This window comes from Streptomyces galbus (assembly GCF_005280195.1).
Taxonomy (GTDB): domain Bacteria; phylum Actinomycetota; class Actinomycetes; order Streptomycetales; family Streptomycetaceae; genus Streptomyces; species Streptomyces galbus.
The window spans coordinates 650146-667362 of sequence record NZ_SZPR01000008.1 but is presented as its reverse complement, the minus strand read 5'-3'; the positions used below and the strand labels follow the sequence as shown (position 1 = coordinate 667362).

The following is a 17217-nucleotide window of genomic DNA, read 5'->3' as shown; positions in this document are numbered from 1 at the left end:
TCATCCTTCCTGGCGGTGCTTCAGGACCTCGGCGAGGCGTGGTGCCCCGCGGTCCCGCTGGGACATCGACGTGACCGGCAGCGGCCAGGGGATGGCGAGCTCCGGGTCGTCGAAGGCGATCGTCACGTCCTCGGCCGGATCGTGCGGGCGGTCGATGCGGTACGAGGTGTCGGCGGTGTCGGTGAGCGCCTGGAAGCCGTGCGCGCAGCCCGCCGGGATGTACAGCGTCACCTGGGTGTCGCCGGACAGCTCGAAGAAGGCCCGCCCCAGGTAGGTGGGCGAGTCGGGCCGCAGGTCCACGACCACGTCGAAGACCGCGCCGGACGAGCAGCGCACCAGCTTGGCCTCGCCCGCGCCGGAGCGCAGGTGCAGTCCGCGCACCACGCCCCGCACCGAGCGGGACAGGCTGTCCTGCACGAAGGCGCCCGGGTCGATGCCCACCGAGCGGACCACGTCGGCGTCGAAGGTGCGGCAGAAGAAGCCGCGTTCGTCGGTGTACGGCGTCGGCTCGAACAGGTACGCGCCGTCGATCTCCGGGACCTCGATGGCCTTCATGCGCTCTCCCGCGGGGTGGGGGTGCGGCCGGCGGCCCCGAACAGGGCCGCGGACAGGGCGGTGAACTGGTGCTCCAGCCGCCGTGCGGCGGCGGTGTTGCGCTCGGTGAGGGTGCGGCGCAGTTCGGGGGCGTGCTTCTCCAGCGCCCGGAACTGCTCGAGCAGCCGCTCGGGGTCGAGGGCGCGCGCCGGGTGGCAGTACGCGCCCAGACCCATGCCGGCCATGAGCGCCTCGCTCTTGGCCGCGTAGGTGACGGCCAGCGTGGGTGTCGCGGTCTTCAGCGCGCAGATCAGGTTGTGGTAGCGGATCGCCACCACCGCGTCGGCCTGCGCGGTCTCGGCCATCAGGTCGGCCAGGGACGCCGCCTCGGCGGCGGTGACCAGCGGCGAGCCGACCGCGTCGAGGATCGCCGCGACCACCGTCGCGTCGCACCGGTCGCCGGTCAGCAGCCGCACCGGCCGGCCCTCCTCGACCAGCGCGCGCACGAACCGGATCGTGCCGTCCAGGTAGCGCGCGTGGATCTCGTCGGCGTCGGCGCGGTCGTCGTCGCCGCCGTGGAAGTCCATGACGCCCACGCACACCCGGCCCGCGGCGGAGGCTGCCGGGTCGGCCGGCGGGACCGGCAGGGAGAACGCGAGGTCGGGGTGGACCTCGTCGCGCGAGGTGTCCACGCCCATCTCCCGCATCGCGTCCCGGGACGGGGCGTCGCGGTAGGAGCGGTACGCGGCCAGCCGCGCCGACCAGCGCACCAGGGCCCGCGTGGACCGGTTGCCGATCCGGGCGGCGCCCACGCCGGCCAGCGCGATCCGGGTGCCGAACAGCCGGCCGCTCGCGCAGAGGAGGAACAGCGCGTACGGGAAGCCCCACGGCCGCAGGGGCAGCGTGGCCTCCAGGACGCCCATGCCCGGCACGATCACCACGTCGTGCCGGCGCACCCAGGCGGCCGTGCGGACCACGTCCACCAGCTTGCCCAGGCCCTTGCCGACGACCGCGCCGGCCCGTGAGGCGGTGCGGTACTCGCCGCGGTACCAGTGCAGCCGGGTCGCCGGGATGCCGAACCGGGCCGTGACGGCCTCCGGCCCGCCGCACAGCGCGTCCACGGACGCGCCGGGGTGCGCGGCGCGCAGGTACCCGAGCACCGCCTCCAGCGAACCGTCGTTGCCGAGGTTGCCCGAGCCGAGCAGACCGAACACCCCGACCCGGGGGGCACGGCTCATGTCCGCCGCCCCTCGCGGCCGGCGACCAGCGCGTCGACGGAGACGGTCACCCGGTCCGGGTCGACCGGCGCGCGGTCCTCGACGCGTTCACCGGCGCCCGGCCGGGCCCGGCTGGTCATCCACGCGGCGAGGTGGCGGTGGCACTCCCGCCGGTCGGCCGGGGACAGCGGCGCCCGCCGCACGGCCGAGAAGAAGCCCCAGACGTACTCGGCGAGCAGCCGCGGCGTCGGGTGCAGCCGCCCGGCCCGGCGCGGGTCCAGGTTGACGCACCGCGAGCGCTTGGACGGGTTCGCCCGCTCGGCGCGGGTGGGGTGGTCGCGCCGGAAGTACAGCAGCTCCGGCACCTGGTGGAAGCGCCCGTGCAGGGTCAGTTCGGCGACATAGGTGCGGTCGGCGTGGTGGTAGCTGTCCATCGGCTTCACCCGGCGCAGCACGTCGGTGCGGATCACCCCGTAGAAGTCGTCGCCGCCCGGCTCGAACAGCAGGCTGCGGAAGCGCTCCGGGGCGTGCGGTGAGCCGGTGGCGAGGGTGTACTCGTAGGGGACCGTCACCCGGCCGTCGCCGTCGATGACCGCCTGGTCGGTGTGCGCGAGGACGACGTCCGGGTGCTCGTCCAGCGCCCGCACACAGCGCTCCAGCAGGTCCCGGCCGTAGAGGTCGTCGTGCGAGGCCCACTTGAACAGCTCGCCGCGGGCCTCGGCGAGCACGTGGTTGTGGTTCGGGGTGGCGCCGATGTTGCGCGGCAGCCGCAGGTAGCGGATGCGGGGGTCCTTCGCGGCGTACGCGCGGCAGATCTCCTCGGTCCCGTCGGTCGAGGCGTTGTCGGAGACGACCAGCTCGAAGTCCTCGTACGTCTGGCCCAGCAGGGCGTCGAACGACTCGGCCAGGTACTCCTCGCCGTTGTAGACGGGCAGGCCGATGCTCAGCCTGGGGTGCGCAGTCATGGGGTCCTCACTTCGGGAACGGAAAGGACGGGGCGCTCGCGGAGGGCCGACCGCAGCTGCAGCCACCACAGGGCCGAGCCGCCGACGGTCGCGGCGGCGACGCCCCAGGCCGAGCCGACCGTGCCGGCCGCGGCCGCCCCGCCGAGGCCGCCGCCGACGTAGGCGGCGGACGCGAAGAGCTGGCAGCGCAGGCTGCGCCGGGCCGCGCCGAGCGCGCGCAGTCCGGCCGCCGCGCCGGTGCCCAGGCCGGCGCCCGCGACACCGAGGGTGATCGGCACGATGAGCCGCGAGGCGGACGACCAGACGTCGCCGAGCACCAGCTCGCCGAGCCGGCCCGGCAGCAGCAGCAGCGCCCCGCCCCACAGCAGGGCGGCGCCGGCCTGGCCGCCGCCCAGCAGCAGGCAGAACGAGCGGAGCCGGTGCGGGGCCCGGCGCAGCACCCGGGCCGCCTCCGGGACGGTGACCAGCGACAGGCCCATCAGCACGGCGAGGAACGGGCCCATCAGGAGCTCGGCCCCGCGCACCGCGCCCACCGCGCCGACCCCGACGATCGCGCCGAGCCCGTACGCCCGGAGCTGGCTCGCGCCGCTGAGGCTGACGTTCTCGACCAGGTACCGGTAGCCGAGGTCGCGCTGCTCGCGCAGCCACCCGCGGGCCCGGGCCGGGCCGGGCCGCACGCCGGACTGGACGCAGCCGTACCCGGCGGCCACCCAGGCGGAGGCGCCCCAGGCCAGCACGAACGCGGGCACGGTGCCCACGTGGGCCGCCACCACCAGGGCCGGGACGAGCGCCACGCACCACACGAGGTCGTTGACGAACGCCTTGCGCCCGGCGCCCGCCGCGAAGAACGAGAACCGCCAGGCGTCCTGGAGCAGCAGCCCCGGCAGCGTGAGGCCCAGGCACAGGAACGCGGGCCCCACCCGGCCTCCGGCCACCGGGCCGGCCACCGCGCAGACCGCGCCGATGGCCGTGCCCACGCCCAGCGCGGTCCCCGTCGAGCGGACCACCGCCGCCCGCCAGGAGTCCTCCGGCACGCCGCTGAAGCGCACCACGAGCGGGTCGGTGGCCAGCCCGCGCGAGACGTTGAGCACCACGCCGTACGTCACCCAGGCCAGGCTGAACACGCCGAACGCGGTCACCCCCAGCGAGCGGGCCACGTAGATGCCCACCACGAAGTTGCTGATGCTGGAGGCCGCCTGGTCGGCCAGGCCCCACGACAGCCGCCCGGCGAGGGCCCGCCGGGCGCCGCGCCCGGCCGGCGCGGTCTCCCGCGTCGGCGGCGCCGTCTTCTCCCCCTCGGTGGTCATCGGTCTCACGCCTTGATCAGTCCGGCACCGTGCAGCGCGTCGGCCGCCGCGGCGACGGTCGCGAACGGCAGCCCGGACCGCTCGGCGACGTCCAGCAGACCGTGCTCGCCGTCGGAGAGGCTGAGCACCCAGAGCATGGCCATCTGGGCCTCCTTCGCGTCGCTGCGGCCGCCGAGCGCGTCGTACAGCCCGCGCCGGCCGAGCTGGGGTTCGCCGTAGGGGCTGAGGTTGACGTACGCCCGGTCGCGGTCCAGCACGGCGAACGCCTCGCGGCACACGGCGAGCGTGTCCGCCATCGCCTCGGGCGAGACGAAGCCCAGGTCGTCCGCCGAGGTGTGGTACTCGGGGTAACCGGCGTACGGGGTCCGGCTGAGCGAGCCCACCCCGAGGTCGAACCCGGGGGAGCAGAACTGCCGCTCGTCGTAGCCGTAGGGGGTGAACTCGGTGACGCGGTGGGGGCGTCCGGAGGCGCCGAGCACGTGCTGCATCACCCGGTCGATCCCCGCGTCCCCGCGCCGGCTGCGCTTGTACGTCAACTGCCCCGAGTCCCCCGCGCAGGCCAGCACCAGCCCGTGCCGGACCCGCTCCACCCGCTCCGCGTTGCGGGCCAGCCAGGTGATCGCGCCGATGGTGCCGGGCGCGAAGAGGAACCGGTACGTGTAGTACGGCGTGCCCTCCGCCAGCGCCCGGGCCAGGTACGTCGCCACCGCGATGCCGGCCAGGTTGTCGTTGGCCAGCGACGGGTGGCAGACGTGACTGGAGACGATCACCTCGTCGGACACCTGCCCGGGCACCACGTGCTCGGCGTAGGAGAGGTGCCCGTCGGCGAGGGTCGAGTCGATGCGCACCTCGTAGTCGCCGTCGGGCAGCGCGTCCAGGGTCTCCTGCGCCAGGCAGAACCCCCAGTCGGGCCGGTAGTAACTCGTGCGGTACGGGACCCACGTGGGGTGCTCGGGCAGGGTGTGCAGGTGTGCGCGCAGCTCGGACAGCGGCATGGTCCGCTGCACCGGCACGCTGTAGCCGAGCACGTGCAGGCTGGACGCGGCGAAGTCGACGACCCGGCGGCCGGTGGCGTCGGCGACGTACGCGTCACGGATGTTCCATTCCTGGGGCACCGTCCAGTCGAGCACCTGGGTGCCCGTCGGGACCTCGTGCCGCTGGAGCGGGATGTACTCGCCGACGATGTCCAGGGTGGCGCGCACCCCGTCGCCGGTGATGCTCCGGCACAGCGGGTACATCCGCTCCACCAGCGCGTACATCTCCTCGCCGGGTGTGCTCACGCGCGCCACCGCAGGGTGTCGTCGACGGTGCCCGCCCCGGACGCCGCGCGCAGCACGGCCAGCCGGGTGAAGCGCCGCTCGAACGCCTCGCGGGTCAGCCCGTGCGCGCGGTAGGCGTCGGCGAGTTCGAGCGCGCCCCGCTTGACCGTCCACTCGCAGTCGAAGCCCGGGACGGCCGCGCGGAACCGGGAGAAGTCCACCCGGTAGGACCGCGGGTCGGCGCCGTTCTCACCGGTGATGACCACCTCGGAGCCCGGCACCGCCTCCGCGACCTGCGCGGCGATCTCGGCGACCGTCACGTTGTTGGTCTCGCTGCCGATGTTGAACGCCCGGTCGTGCACCGCCTCGCGTGGCGCGCTCAGCGCGGCCGTGAACGCCCGCGCGATGTCGGCCGCGTGCACCAGGGGGCGCCACGGGGTCCCGTCGGACAGCACCAGCACCTCGCCGGACAGCAGCGCGTGGCCCACCAGGTTGTTCAGCACGATGTCCGCGCGCAGCCGCGGCGAGAAGCCGAACGCGGTGGCGTTGCGCAGGTACACCGGGCTGAAGTCGCCGTCGGCCAGCTCGTGCAGGTCGTCCTCGACCCGCACCTTCGACTCCGCGTACGGCGTCACCGGGCGCAACGGGGCGTCCTCGGCGACCAGTTCGTCACCGCCGGCGGCGCCGTACACCGAGCAGGTCGACGCGTACAGGAAGCGGCCCACCCCGGCCTCGCGGGCCAGCCGGGCCAGCCGCACGGACGCGTGGTGGTTGATGTCGTAGGTGAGGTCGGGCGCCAGCGCGCCCAGCGGGTCGTTGGACAGCGCCGCCAGGTGGATCACCGCGTCCACCCCCGCCACGTGCTCGGCGGTGACGTCGCGCAGGTCCACCCGGTGCCCGGGCGGGTCGGCGGGCCGCGGGCCCAGCACGCAGTCGGCGAACAGGCCGGCGTCCAGGCCGACGACCTCGTGCCCGGCGGCCGCGAGGACCGGGGCCATCACGGTGCCCAGGTAGCCCTGGTGTCCGGTCAGGAGTACGCGCATGGTTCAACCCCCCAGGTTGAGCGTGAGTTTGGTGACGGCGAACGCCTCGGCGTAGCGCGCGTGGCATTCGATGCCGCGGATCCGTGCCAGCCCCAGGAAGGCCTCCCGGTCGTACCAGGGGCGGCCGCGCTGCGAGGGGTAGTGCTCCTGGAGCAGGCGCACCTTGTCCTCCGCCGTCTCGGGCGTCAGCGGCTGGTAGGCCGCCGGACGGCCGAGGTCGCCGTCCCACTTGACGATCTCGTAGCCGAGGACCAGGTGGTCGCGGAACGCGGTGGGCACCAGCTGGGCCAGGTGGCGGTGGTCCTGGTGGGCGTCGTCGGTGCGCGGGGCCAGGATCAGGTCCGGGTCGCCCTGCCCGCGCAGCTCCTCGACGGCGGCCTTGGCCTCGTCCCAGTGCACCGGGACCCGCCCGTCGGGCAGCTTCAGCACGGTCAGCCGCAGGTCGGCGCCCGGGCAGAAGGCGGCCAGCGCGGCCCGCTCCTCCTCCTCGCGCTCCCCGCCGCCGCCGGTCAGCACCAACGCGTCCACCCGCAGCCCCGGCCGGGCCCGACAGAGCGTCAGCAGGGTGCCGCCGGCGCCGATGGCGATGTCGTCGCAGTGCGCGCCCACCGCGACGACCCGGTCGACGCGCCCCGCGCCGAGCCGGATCACGCGGTCCTCACCGCGGCGCGCCGGACCGCGTCGTCCTGCTCCCACACGGCCCACGGGCGCTCGCCGCGGGTGTACGCCTCGTCGAGCGCGGCGCGCTCCTTGACCGTGTCGGTCGGCTTCCAGAAGCCGCGGTGCTGGTGGGCCACCAGCCGCCCCCGCTTGGCGAGTTGCGCGCAGCCGTCGGCGACCAGGTCCCCGCCCTCGGGGATGTGGTCGAAGACCTCCTGGCGCAGCACGAAGTAGCCGCCGTTCTCCCACAGCGGCAGCTCGCTCACCGGGGTGATCCCGCCGACCAGGCCGTCCTCGCCCAGCTCCACGCAGTGGAACGACGACTGCGGCGGCACCACCATCATCGACGCGCCGGCGTCGCGCCGGGAGAACCGGTCGATCATCTCCGGCAGCGGGGCGTCGGTGAGCACGTCGGCGTAGTTGGCGAGGAACATCTCGTCGCCGTCGAGGTAGGGCCGCACCCGGCGCAGCCGCTCGCCGATCGGCGACTCGATGCCGGTCTGCACGAACGTGATCGTCCAGGAGGCGATGTCGGTGGACAGCAGCTCCGTGCGACCGCCGCGCAGCACGAAGTCGTTGGACGTCGTCTCCTCGTAGTTGAGGAAGAAGTCCTTGATGTGGTGGGCGCCGTAGCCGAGGCACAGGATGAACTCGGTGTGCCCGAAGTGCGCGTAGTAGCGCATCACGTGCCAGATCAGCGGGCGCGGGCCGACCATCGCCATCGGCTTGGGCACGTCGTCCGCGGACCCGTTGCGCATCCGCATCCCGTAACCGCCGCAGAACAGCACGACCTTCATGACGTCACCTCGACAATGCTCAGTTCCGGGATGGGGAAGACGAGCCGGCCGCCCCACTCGTGCACGTACGACAACTGCTCGACCAGCTCGGCCCGCAGGTTCCACGGCAGCACCAGCACGTAGTCCGGCCGGTCGACGGCGATCTGCTCGGGCGGCAGGACCGGGATGCGGGTGCCGGGGGTGTACCGGCCGTGCTTGTAGGGGTTGCGGTCGACCGTGTAGGCCAGCAGGTCGGGCCGGATGCCGCAGTGGTTGAGCAGGGTGTTGCCCTTGCCGGGGGCGCCGTAGCCGACGACCGTCTCACCGCGCTCGGCCGCCTCGATGAGGAACTTCAGCAGGTCCCGGCGGACCTTGGCGACCCGGGCGGAGAACTCGGTGTACCCCGACAGCTCCTGCAGCCCGGCGGCCTTCTCCCGGGCCAGCACGTCGGCCACCCGGTCGGTAGGCTCGCCGGCCACCTCCTCGGGGCGCGCCCACAGCCGGATCGAGCCGCCGTGCGTGGGCAGCAACTCGACGTCCACGAGGGCCAGTCCGCCGCTCGCCAGGGCCCGGATCGCGGCCGCGACCGTGTAGTACTGGAAGTGCTCGTGGTAGATCGTGTCGTACTGGTTGTCCTCGATCAGCGTCAGCAGGTGCTGCACCTCGATCGAGACCCAGCCGTCGTCGGCGACCAGGGCGCGCAGGCCCCGGGTGAAGCCGATGACGTCGGGGATGTGCGCGTACACGTTGTTGGCGACGACCAGGTCCGCCGGGCCGTGCTCGGCGCGCACCCGGGCGCCCGTGTCCGGGTCGAGGAACGCGGTGAGCGTGGGCACGCCCGCCTCCCGCGCCGCGGCGCCGACGTTCACCGACGGCTCGACGCCCAGGCAGCGGATCCCCCGGTCCACCACGTGCCGGAGCAGGTACCCGTCGTTGCTCGCGACCTCCACGACGAACGCGTCGGGGCCGAGGCCCAGCCGCCCGACCGCGCCGTCGACGAAGGCCCCCGCGTGCTCCACCCAGGACGTCGAGTACGAGGAGAAGTACGCGTACTCCTGGAACGTCTCCTCCGGTGTGATCAGCGGCGGGATCTGCGCCAGCCAGCAGTCGGTGCACACCCGCAGGTGCAGCGGGTACGCCGGCTCCGGCCGGTCGAGCTGGTCCGCGGCGAGAAAACTCTCACACGGTGGTGTGGCGCCGAGGTCGACGACGCTCGCCATCGCCTCCGAGCCGCACAGTCGGCATCGTGTCATCTGCTGTCCCCATCCCCCCTGCCCGCGCGGGAGTCCCCGCCGCGAGCCAGTGCCGACCGCCCCGCGATCGCGGTGCGGTACTCCGCCAGCAGGCGCTCCAGCCCGACGGCCGGGCTGAAGTCCTGTTCGTACCGGCGCCGGGCCGCCCGCCCCATCTCCCGGCCCCCGTCCGGCGCCGCCGTGATCCGGCGCAGGCAGGACGCGAGCGACGCGGCGTCGCCCGGGCGGTGCAGCAGCCCGGTCACCCCGTCCTCGACGAGTTCGACGAAGGCGCCGTGCCCGGCGGCGACGGTCGGCACGCCGGCCGCCATCGCCTCCACGACCACCAGCCCGAACGCCTCCAGCCAGGTCGACGGCGCGACCACGGCCACCGACCGGGCGACGGCCTCCCGGCACTGCGCGGTGTCGTACAGGCCGACGGAGCGCACGTCGTCCCGGCCGGCCGCCCAGGCCGTCACCTCCGGCTCCAGCGGGCCCGTCCCGGCGATGACCAGCGGCACGCCCACCCCGCCGTCGGCGGCGAGCGCGTCCCACGCGGCCATCAGCAGCCGTACGCCCTTGGCCTCCGCGAGCCGCCCCAGGTACAGCAGGTGCTCGCCGGGCCCGGTGCGCACGGTGCCCGGGTCGGGCACGAAGTTGTGCTTCACCGCGAGCCGTTCGGCGGGCATCCCGGCGCGGACCAGCACGTCGCGCTGGGCGGCCGAGATGCACAGGAACCGCTCCACGCCGGACCACCAGCGCCGACGGTTCACCGACAGGCTGACCGCGAGCGGCACGGTCGCCAGCCGGGAGCCGCGGTAGCAGCCGTGCCGCACGGCGGGCAGCGGCGTGCCCCCGACGCACTCGGCGCACGGCCGCCCCGCCCGTTGCAGGGTGCCGGGCGGGCAGACCTGGGTGTAGTTGTGCAGCGTCGCCACGGCGGGCACGCCCGCGTCGGCGCAGGCGGCCAGCACCGCGGGCGACAGCAGCGGGAAGACGTTGTGGACGTGCACCACGTCCGGCCGCTCGGCGCGCAGCCGGGCGGCCAGCTCCGTGCGCACCCCCGGGTTCCACGGCACCAGCAGCGGCACCGCGACCTTGCCCGGCAGGGACCGGCCGGCGATGTCGTCGCTGCGCCGCTCGAACACCCCGACGCGGTGGCCGCCCTCCCGCAGCAGGGCCACCTCCTGGTCGACGACCTTGTTCTCGCCGCTCGGCTGCGCCGAGCCGTAGCGGTTGTGCACCACGAGGACGTGCATGGTCAGGACACTTCCGTTCTCCGGGCCCACCCCGGGACGCGTCGTCGGGGGACCTGGGGTGCTGGGAGCGGCCCCGCCGGGACGGGCGTCGCCAGCAGCGAGGCGGCCACCGTGAGGTGCAGCAGGTACGGGGAGGCGTCGCCCAGCCCGGCCTCCGTGTACGACGCGATGGCGCAGTAGCTGATCAGGAAGATCGCGCAGGCCCGCGCCAGCGACGGCGGCCGCAGCAGCGCCACGCCGCCCAGCACCAGCACGATCGCCGCGACCAGGCCGACGCCGAGGGCGCCCTGCTCGTGGTAGACGGCCAGCCAGCTGTTGTCGATGGGCAGGCCGCCGAACGACTTGTCGCCCAGGCCCACCCCGAACAGGTACTCCGTGGTGCTGCGGGGCGCCGACAGCAGCGCGTCCCAGACCTTGGCACGGCCGGTGAGGCTGGTGAAGTTCTCCTTGCTCTGCCCGCGCAGGAACCACGCCTGCAGCGCGGAGCCGAGCACCACCGCGGTCACCGTGCCGCCCACCACCGCCCAGGCGAAGAACCGCCGGGCGGCGGCGCTGGTCAGCACCAGCGAGCCGATGGCCAGCGCCAGCCCGATCAGCAGGCCGAGCGTGGCGGTGCGGGTGTGGGTCAGCGCGAGCAGGACCAGGGACGGCACGATGACCACGGCCGCGCTGGTCCGGTCCGTGCGGCGGCCCATCAGCAGCAGCACGGTCAGGCCGATGATCACCGCGGCGTACTGGCCGATCTGCGGCGGGGTGAGCGGCCACAGCGCGCCGACCAGCCGCCCGCCGTACAGGTCGGGCAGGGCGGCGCCGGGGGACAGGACCAGGCCGGCGGCGACCGACCCGAGCACCGCGAAGTACATCCGGATGTGGTGCCGCACGAACGTCATGTCGCCGTCCCACCAGCGGCTGACCAGCCACAGCGTGCCGACGAACACGGCCAGCCGGAAGCAGCGGAACAGCGCGCCGAACCCCGACTCCAGGTGCACGCTGGAGACCACGCTCAGCGCGAGCAGCAGGGTGAGCAGCAGCAGGAAGGCGCTGGCCCGCACGCGCAGCCGCAGGTTGACCGCGAGCGCCAGCGTGAACGCGGCGACCAGCGCGCCCATCGTGACCATCTGGATGAGCGAGCGGGGCAGCGGCACGATGGTCTTCGCCCCGGCGGAGCCGAGCGTGTTGAGGACCAGCAGCCCCCACACGACGGCCACCGGCCCCGGCGTGGGCTCCGTACGGATCTCCTCGGCCGTTCCCGTGCGCATCTCAACCACCGTCCCCGGCGCGGAAGGTGCTGCCCGCGTCCTGCTGGTAGGGAGCGCCCTGCCACTGCGCGAAGTCCAGGACCCGGCTCGGGTCGAGCGCGACGAACGTCCAGGGCCCGACATAGGTGTTGTCGTGCCAGCGGTTGTGCTGCTGGAGCGTGACGGCCCGGGCCACCCCCTCGCCCTTGTACGGCGACCAGTCCGGGTAGGTGCCGTAGTTGGCCAGCACCGCCATGCGGTCGCACTTGACCGTGCAGTCGACGACCGACTTGTCCAGCACGAAGCGGTTGTCGTGGATGTCCACCCGCTGGGTCTTCCACCGGCAGTCCGCGTACAGCGGCGCCGACGCGATCGCCGGCCGGGCACAGCGGGACGTCTTCTTCACCAGCAGCGTGCAGTCCCCGGAGGAGGTGTTGGCCGGGCTGTTGCAGAACCGGTCGGCGTTCTCCCACAGGGTGATGCCGGACCAGTTGTTCTCCAGCGTGTTCCGGTAGACGTCGATCCTGTCGGTGCGGGCCTTGACCCGCGGTTCGCCGCCCGACTCGGACAAGTAGACCGTCGCGAAGGGGAAGGTGTCGCCGCGGTCGGCGTAGTGGCGGCCCTCGACCCAGTTGTTGCGCCGGAAGACGTTGTCGCGGATCACCGCGTTGTAGCTGGTCTCGTAGATCAGCGCGGCCCCGTCGTTGGACTCCAGCACGTTGCGCTCGATGCGGAAGTCGTTGTTGTTGGTGTCGGCCCACAGTCCGGCCCCGCGGTTGTCGTGCACCCAGTTGCCGCGCACGTCGGCGCCGTCGACGGCCCAGAACTTCACGCCGCCGGTGCAGCCGCAGCCCGGCCGCTTCTTCTCCCAGTCGCCGGTGTTGTTGCCCGTGATCTCGTTGCCCTCGACCAGCAGCCCGGTGATGCGGCCGCCGGACTTGTAGGCGTTCATGCCGTACTGGCCGTTGCCGCGCAGGCAGTTGGCGCGGACCCGCTGGCGGGCGCCGGCCATCAGCCCCGCGCCGGAGTTGTCGCGGATCACCGAGTGCTCGATCACCCACCCGTCGGCCGAGTCGTGGTTGACCACGCCCTCGTCGTGCGGCGCGACGAACCCCCGCACGGTCAGGTACCGCAGGGTGACGTCGCGCGCGGTGCCGCCGAACGCGTACTGGTTGGTCTTCCGGCCGTCGAGCACCGCGCCCGGCGCGCCCAGGTAGGTGTCGCCCTCCTTGGGGATCACCTGGGCGTAGCGGTCGGCCTCCAGCCGGTGCGTGCCGGGGCGCAGCCAGAAGGTGGTGTGCGGCGGGCTCTTGGCGGTCTTCGCCGCCAGGTCGCCCGGCACCGCGGGGTCGACGGTCACCGCGCCCGCGGGCGCCGTCGCCGGCCCGTCCCCCGGGTGTGCGCACACCCGGGCCACGGACGCGGAGGTCGGCGCGGCAGCGGTCGGCTCGGGCCGCTGCGTGCTCGCCGTGCTGGTGTCACAGCCGGCCACCGCCAGCAGGACCAGCGCCGACGCCACCGCGGGCCACCCCCGGGCCCGCCCCTTGATTCCCACGTGCCCCCCTAGCCGCGGAACGTCAGTACGGTCGTGAACCCGCGCGTGCCGTCGGCGGAGCCGGTGCCGAGCAGCGTCGTGGCGGGTTCCCTGCGGCCGAAGCCGGCCGAGTACCAGCCCAGCGGCGGGTCGCTCTCGCCCCGGTGCGCCTCCCAGGTCAACTGGCCGGGCAGGTCGAGCACCGCGGAGCGGTCCTCGCCGTCGCACGTCCAGGTGAGCCGGGCCCGGCTGCCCGTCAGCTCCGCGGCGACCGCGGGGCCGAGGTGGAACGCCAGGCGCACGGCCCGGCGGTCGCCGCTCAGCTCGTCGACGATCCTCAGCTCCCGCCGCTCCGCCGCCAGTTCGACCCGGCGGCGGTGCACGGACGGCCGGTAGCCGTCGTGCTCGGCGCTCCAGCGGTCCGCGTCCGCGGCCAGCACCCGGCTGCGTGCGTGCCGGGTCCACAGGAACGGCCCCCCGGAGACCGACTGGTCGGTGCCGTCGACCTCCAGGGTGTTGTGGCCGAGGGTCGAGCGGAAGTACCGCCGCCACTCGGGCTGCCCGTGGTAGCAGTACGTCCCCGGGTCGGCGAGCACGTCCACCCCGTCGTGCCGGACCTCCACCGACAGCGCGTCGGCGTGCGCGGCGATGGACAGGAACCCGTGCGGGCCGCCGTCGCAGCGGCACCAGATCTCGCCCCCGTCCCGCTCCGGGCTGCGCAGGATCGTCAGGCCCGCGTCGGCGAAGTGGACCGGGCGCCGGTCCGGGCGGGCCACCGCACTGCCCCGGCCCGGGTAGGGCCGGATCAGCGCGGCCAGCAGCGGGGTGCGCACGTCGGTGCCGGTCACCGCGGGCCACCAGGGCAGCCGGCCGAACACGGCGTCCCCGGTGGACAGCAGCGAGCCCCAGCGGTCGGTGCCCGCGCCGTCCACGACCAGGCCGTACCCGTCGTCCGCGTCGCCCTGCCGGGGCGGCCGCAGCCGGCGGTCCACGACGGCGGCGAGCGCGTCGGTCATCCGCAGCAGCACCCTGCGGACCGACGCGGGCACCGGCACGCCCGCGGCGTCGGCCTCGGCCACCGCGGCCAGGCCCAGCTCCAGCACCAGACCGTGGTACTCGGTGGCCAGTTCCCGGTTGAGCCCGGAGGCGAAGGTGTTGGCGCGCAGCTGCCGCTCCAGCGACCGCAGCGCGTCGGCGCGCCAGCGCGGCGAGGACGGGAACCAGGCGAACGCGCAGGCCGCGGCGAACTGCCCGGCGGCCTCCGCGACGACGTGGTTGTTCGCCGAGGACCCCCGGCTGGGGAAGGCCGCCAGCCAGCGCTGGTGGTGCCAGATCTGGTGCAGCGCCACCGGGTTGTCCTCGAACAGCGCGGCCGCGCCGGGCCAGCCGTCGAGGAGCCGGCGGACCCACACCCACGACAGCAGCCGGATGCCCAGCTCGATCCCGCTGACCCAGTGCACCCCGCGCAGCGGCGGGTTGGCCGTCCACCACGACCGCAGGTGCGCCGCGACCCGCTCGGCGTACCGCTCGTCGCCCGTGACGGCGTAGGCGGCGGCGAGCACGGTCAGGTACTGGTGCCGGGAGGGCTCCCAGATCTGCTTGACGTCCCCGATCGCCTCCTCGTCCCGGTACGGCACGTCGAAGGCGTAGCCGCCCGGGGCCCGGCGCCCCGTCTTCGGGTCGTACGACCAGTCCGGGTCGGCCAGGTCGTCGCGGTCCACGCCGAAGAACACGGCGTGCCCGGCCATCAGCCGGTCGGCCTCGGCGAGGAGCCGCTTCACGGCGTCCGGCGGCACCTCGGCGAGCGTCCCCGCGGGCAGCACGGAGGTGAACCGCACACCGGTCACCCGCGGTCCGTCCGGCGGCGGCGCCGCGCGCCAGCGCCGCCTGCGCAGCGTGTCGCCCACCCGGCCGCCGACCTCCGCCGGACCCATCCGGGACAGCCGCCGCAGGTACCAGCCCGCGCTCATCGACGCCCGGGTCATCGCGCCCCCGCCAGCGTCACCGGCGCGCCGCCGACCAGGCTGGCCCGCACGGCGAGGGTGGCCGCCGTGGTGGCGACCAGCGACTCCAGCGGCACCGGCATCGGCCCGCCGGTGCGCACCGCCCTGACGAACGCGGCCAGTTCGGCGTTCTGGCCCTTGTCCCGGGCCTTGGGCAGCCGGGAGCTGACCCACCGCTTGCGCCCGTAGACGGAGGCCCGCACGAAGTCGTCCAGGCGCAGCGCGCGGCCGTCGGCGATCAGGTCCAGCGTCTCCTTGGGGAAGCCGGACGGGCCCGAGGTGACGTAGCTGATGGTGGCGGTGGAGCCGTCCGGGTAGCGCAGCACCACCTGGAGGTCGTCGTTGCCGGACGGCGCGGTCGCCCACACCGACACCGGGTCGGCGTCCAGCAGCCAGCTCGCCGTGTCGATGAAGTGCCCGCCCTCGCCGACGAACCGGGTGCCCTCGGAGCCCTCCTGGAGGTACCAGCTGCCGTGGTCGAGGCGGCCCGCGTTGACCAGGTAGCGCAGGGCGGCCGGGCCGGTCCGGGTGCCGAACCGCCGCCGGGCGTCGTGCAGCAGGGGCGCGAACCGGCGGTTGAAGCCCACCTGGAGCCGGTCGTTGCCGGACTCCTCCACCGCCGCGACCACGTCGGCCAGTTCGTCCTCGGTGAGGGCGAGGGGCTTCTCCACGAACACGGCCTTGCCGGCCAGCAGCGCCTTGCGGGTCAGCCCGGCGTGCGAGCTGTGCCGGGTGACGACGAACACCGCGTCGACGGACGGGTCGCCGAGCACCGCGTCGAGGTCGGTGGTCGCGTCGGCGAAACCGAACTTGCGCTGCGCGTTGGCCGCGGACAGCGCCGTCGTGGTGACGACCGTGGACAGCTCCACTCCCTCGCGCCCCGCCAGGTGCGGCAGCAGCATCGACGACGCGTAGTTGCCTGCGCCGACGAACGCCAGCCGCACCGGCGCCCCGGCAGCCCGGGCGGGCGCGGACGCCGTGCCGCCGGTCCGCCGCACCGCGGGCACGGCCACCGACGGGGCCTGCGCCGTCTCGGCGTCCGCCTCCTGCGGCTGCCCGGGGTAGCGGAACAGCACCGCCACGGCCTTCAGTTCGCCGTCCTTCAGCCGCTGGTACGTCGGCACCGCGTCGTCGAAGTCGGCGACGTGGGACACCAGCGGCTCCACGTCGACGCTGCCACGGGCCACCAGGTCGAGGAAGCACGCCAGGTTGCGGCGCTCGGTCCAGCGCACGTAGCCGATCGGGTAGTCGCGCCCCTGGAGTTCGTACTCCGGGTCGTAGCGGCCGGGGCCGTAGCTGCGGGAGAAGCGGACGTCGAGTTCCTTCTCGTAGTACGCGTTCCACGGCAGGTCCAGGCGGCACTTGCCGATGTCGACGACCCGGCCGCGGTCCCGGCACAGCCGGGCGGCCAGCTCCACCGGCTGGTTGCTGCCGCCGCCGGCGGCCAGGTACACCTGGTCCACGCCGTGCCCGCCGGTGAGTTCGGCGACGGCGACCTCCACGGCCGCCGAACCGGGGTCGCCGCAGGCCGCCGCGCCCAGCCGCTCGGCCAGCGCGCAGCGCGCCGGGTCGGGGTCGGCCCCCACCACCCGCACCCCCGAGGCGGCCAGGAGCTGCACCACGAGCTGCCCGATCAGCCCGAGGCCGATGACCAGCGCCACCTCGCCCAGGTGCGACTCGCCCTGGCGTACGCCCTGCAGCGCGATCGACCCGACGGTGCCGAACGCCGCGTGCCGCGGCGCGAGGCCGTCCGGCACCGGCGTGTAGAGGTTCTTCGGCACCCAGTTCAGCTCGGCGTGCAGCGCGTGCTCGTTGCCGGCGCAGGCCACCAGGTCGCCGGCCTTCACGTCGTCGATCCCGGCGCCGACCTGCTCCACCACCCCGCACAGCGAGTAGCCCAGCGGCGTGTACGAGTCGAGCTTGCCCATCACCTTGCGGTAGGTGGCCGGCAGCCCGTTGGTGGCGACGCTCTGCGCGACCTTGGCCACCTGGTCCGGCCGCGAGCGGGCCTTGCCCAGCATCGACATCCCGGCCTCGGAGACCTTCATCAGCTCGGTCCCGGTGGAGATCAGCGAGTAGGAGGTCCGCACCAGCACCCCGCCCGGCTTGCAGCCCGGCACCGGCACGTCCAGGAGCGCCAGCTCGCCGCTCTTGTAGTTCTGTACTACCTGTTTCACCGAAGTCCTCTTG

Annotated in this window: 14 protein-coding genes; all 14 read right to left on the bottom strand. The window is 74.3% G+C overall.

Translation table 11 applies throughout. The annotated features are described in order from the left end of the window. From E4U92_RS07390 to E4U92_RS07325, 14 genes are read right to left on the bottom strand one after another with little or no spacing between them, the layout of a single operon-like run. Complete coding sequence (locus E4U92_RS07390) at nt 1–555, bottom strand: dTDP-4-dehydrorhamnose 3,5-epimerase family protein (RefSeq protein WP_137299430.1); 555 nt, start codon at nt 553–555, stop codon at nt 1–3. Next, a complete protein-coding gene (locus E4U92_RS07385) occupies nt 552–1772 on the bottom strand; it encodes a polysaccharide pyruvyl transferase family protein (RefSeq protein WP_137299429.1) in 1221 nt (406 codons plus the stop codon). Before E4U92_RS07385 ends, E4U92_RS07390 begins: the two co-directional genes overlap by 4 nt. Next, nucleotides 1769–2716: a glycosyltransferase family 2 protein gene (locus tag E4U92_RS07380; protein WP_137299428.1), complete on the bottom strand. Its 948-nt coding sequence runs from the start codon at nt 2714–2716 to the stop codon at nt 1769–1771. Before E4U92_RS07380 ends, E4U92_RS07385 begins: the two co-directional genes overlap by 4 nt. Continuing rightward, entirely contained in the window at nt 2713–4023 is a 1311-nt protein-coding gene (locus E4U92_RS07375; protein ID WP_137299427.1) for an MATE family efflux transporter, read from the bottom strand. The genes E4U92_RS07380 and E4U92_RS07375 overlap by 4 nt, the downstream gene beginning before the upstream one ends. 5 nt (nt 4024–4028) lie before the next feature. Next, nucleotides 4029–5282, bottom strand: coding sequence for a DUF4910 domain-containing protein (locus E4U92_RS07370; protein ID WP_373311460.1), 1254 nt, complete (start codon nt 5280–5282; stop codon nt 4029–4031). Nucleotides 5283–5299: 17 nt separating this feature from the next. Next, complete coding sequence (locus tag E4U92_RS07365) at nt 5300–6325, bottom strand: NAD-dependent epimerase/dehydratase family protein (protein WP_137299425.1); 1026 nt, start codon at nt 6323–6325, stop codon at nt 5300–5302. A 3-nt stretch (nt 6326–6328) separates the two neighbouring features. Beyond that, complete coding sequence (locus E4U92_RS07360) at nt 6329–6976, bottom strand: PIG-L deacetylase family protein (RefSeq protein ID WP_137299424.1); 648 nt, start codon at nt 6974–6976, stop codon at nt 6329–6331. Continuing rightward, a complete protein-coding gene (locus E4U92_RS07355) occupies nt 6973–7782 on the bottom strand; it encodes a glycosyltransferase family protein (protein ID WP_137299423.1) in 810 nt (269 codons plus the stop codon). Before E4U92_RS07355 ends, E4U92_RS07360 begins: the two co-directional genes overlap by 4 nt. Beyond that, a complete protein-coding gene (locus E4U92_RS07350; RefSeq protein ID WP_137299422.1) occupies nt 7779–9014 on the bottom strand; it encodes a class I SAM-dependent methyltransferase in 1236 nt (411 codons plus the stop codon). Before E4U92_RS07350 ends, E4U92_RS07355 begins: the two co-directional genes overlap by 4 nt. Beyond that, nucleotides 9011–10252 (bottom strand): glycosyltransferase, encoded by a 1242-nt coding sequence (locus E4U92_RS07345; protein WP_137299421.1) that lies wholly within the window; start codon nt 10250–10252, stop codon nt 9011–9013. The genes E4U92_RS07350 and E4U92_RS07345 overlap by 4 nt, the downstream gene beginning before the upstream one ends. Before the next feature lie 2 nt (nt 10253–10254). After that, complete coding sequence (locus E4U92_RS07340; protein ID WP_137299420.1) at nt 10255–11511, bottom strand: O-antigen ligase domain-containing protein; 1257 nt, start codon at nt 11509–11511, stop codon at nt 10255–10257. 1 nt (nt 11512) lies between these two features. Continuing rightward, nucleotides 11513–13045, bottom strand: a complete 1533-nt coding sequence (locus tag E4U92_RS07335; protein ID WP_137299419.1) for a right-handed parallel beta-helix repeat-containing protein — start codon at nt 13043–13045, stop codon at nt 11513–11515. An 8-nt stretch (nt 13046–13053) separates the two neighbouring features. Next, nucleotides 13054–15009 carry an alginate lyase family protein gene (locus tag E4U92_RS07330; RefSeq protein ID WP_168725053.1) on the bottom strand — a complete coding sequence of 652 codons (1956 nt, stop codon included), beginning with the start codon at nt 15007–15009 and terminating at the stop codon, nt 13054–13056. Next, nucleotides 15006–17204 (bottom strand): bi-domain-containing oxidoreductase, encoded by a 2199-nt coding sequence (locus E4U92_RS07325; RefSeq protein WP_137299418.1) that lies wholly within the window; start codon nt 17202–17204, stop codon nt 15006–15008. The genes E4U92_RS07330 and E4U92_RS07325 overlap by 4 nt, the downstream gene beginning before the upstream one ends. Nucleotides 17205–17217: the final 13 nt, after the last annotated feature.

Coding starts and splice junctions, on each gene's coding strand:
- E4U92_RS07390 (WP_137299430.1), bottom strand. CDS start 555: ATGAAGGCCATCGAGGTCCCGGAGATCGACGGCGCGTACCTGTTCGAG.
- E4U92_RS07385 (WP_137299429.1), bottom strand. CDS start 1,772: ATGAGCCGTGCCCCCCGGGTCGGGGTGTTCGGTCTGCTCGGCTCGGGC.
- E4U92_RS07380 (WP_137299428.1), bottom strand. CDS start 2,716: ATGACTGCGCACCCCAGGCTGAGCATCGGCCTGCCCGTCTACAACGGC.
- E4U92_RS07375 (WP_137299427.1), bottom strand. CDS start 4,023: ATGACCACCGAGGGGGAGAAGACGGCGCCGCCGACGCGGGAGACCGCG.
- E4U92_RS07370 (WP_373311460.1), bottom strand. CDS start 5,282: ATGTACGCGCTGGTGGAGCGGATGTACCCGCTGTGCCGGAGCATCACC.
- E4U92_RS07365 (WP_137299425.1), bottom strand. CDS start 6,325: ATGCGCGTACTCCTGACCGGACACCAGGGCTACCTGGGCACCGTGATG.
- E4U92_RS07355 (WP_137299423.1), bottom strand. CDS start 7,782: ATGAAGGTCGTGCTGTTCTGCGGCGGTTACGGGATGCGGATGCGCAAC.
- E4U92_RS07350 (WP_137299422.1), bottom strand. CDS start 9,014: ATGACACGATGCCGACTGTGCGGCTCGGAGGCGATGGCGAGCGTCGTC.
- E4U92_RS07345 (WP_137299421.1), bottom strand. CDS start 10,252: ATGCACGTCCTCGTGGTGCACAACCGCTACGGCTCGGCGCAGCCGAGC.
- E4U92_RS07340 (WP_137299420.1), bottom strand. CDS start 11,511: ATGCGCACGGGAACGGCCGAGGAGATCCGTACGGAGCCCACGCCGGGG.
- E4U92_RS07330 (WP_168725053.1), bottom strand. CDS start 15,009: ATGACCCGGGCGTCGATGAGCGCGGGCTGGTACCTGCGGCGGCTGTCC.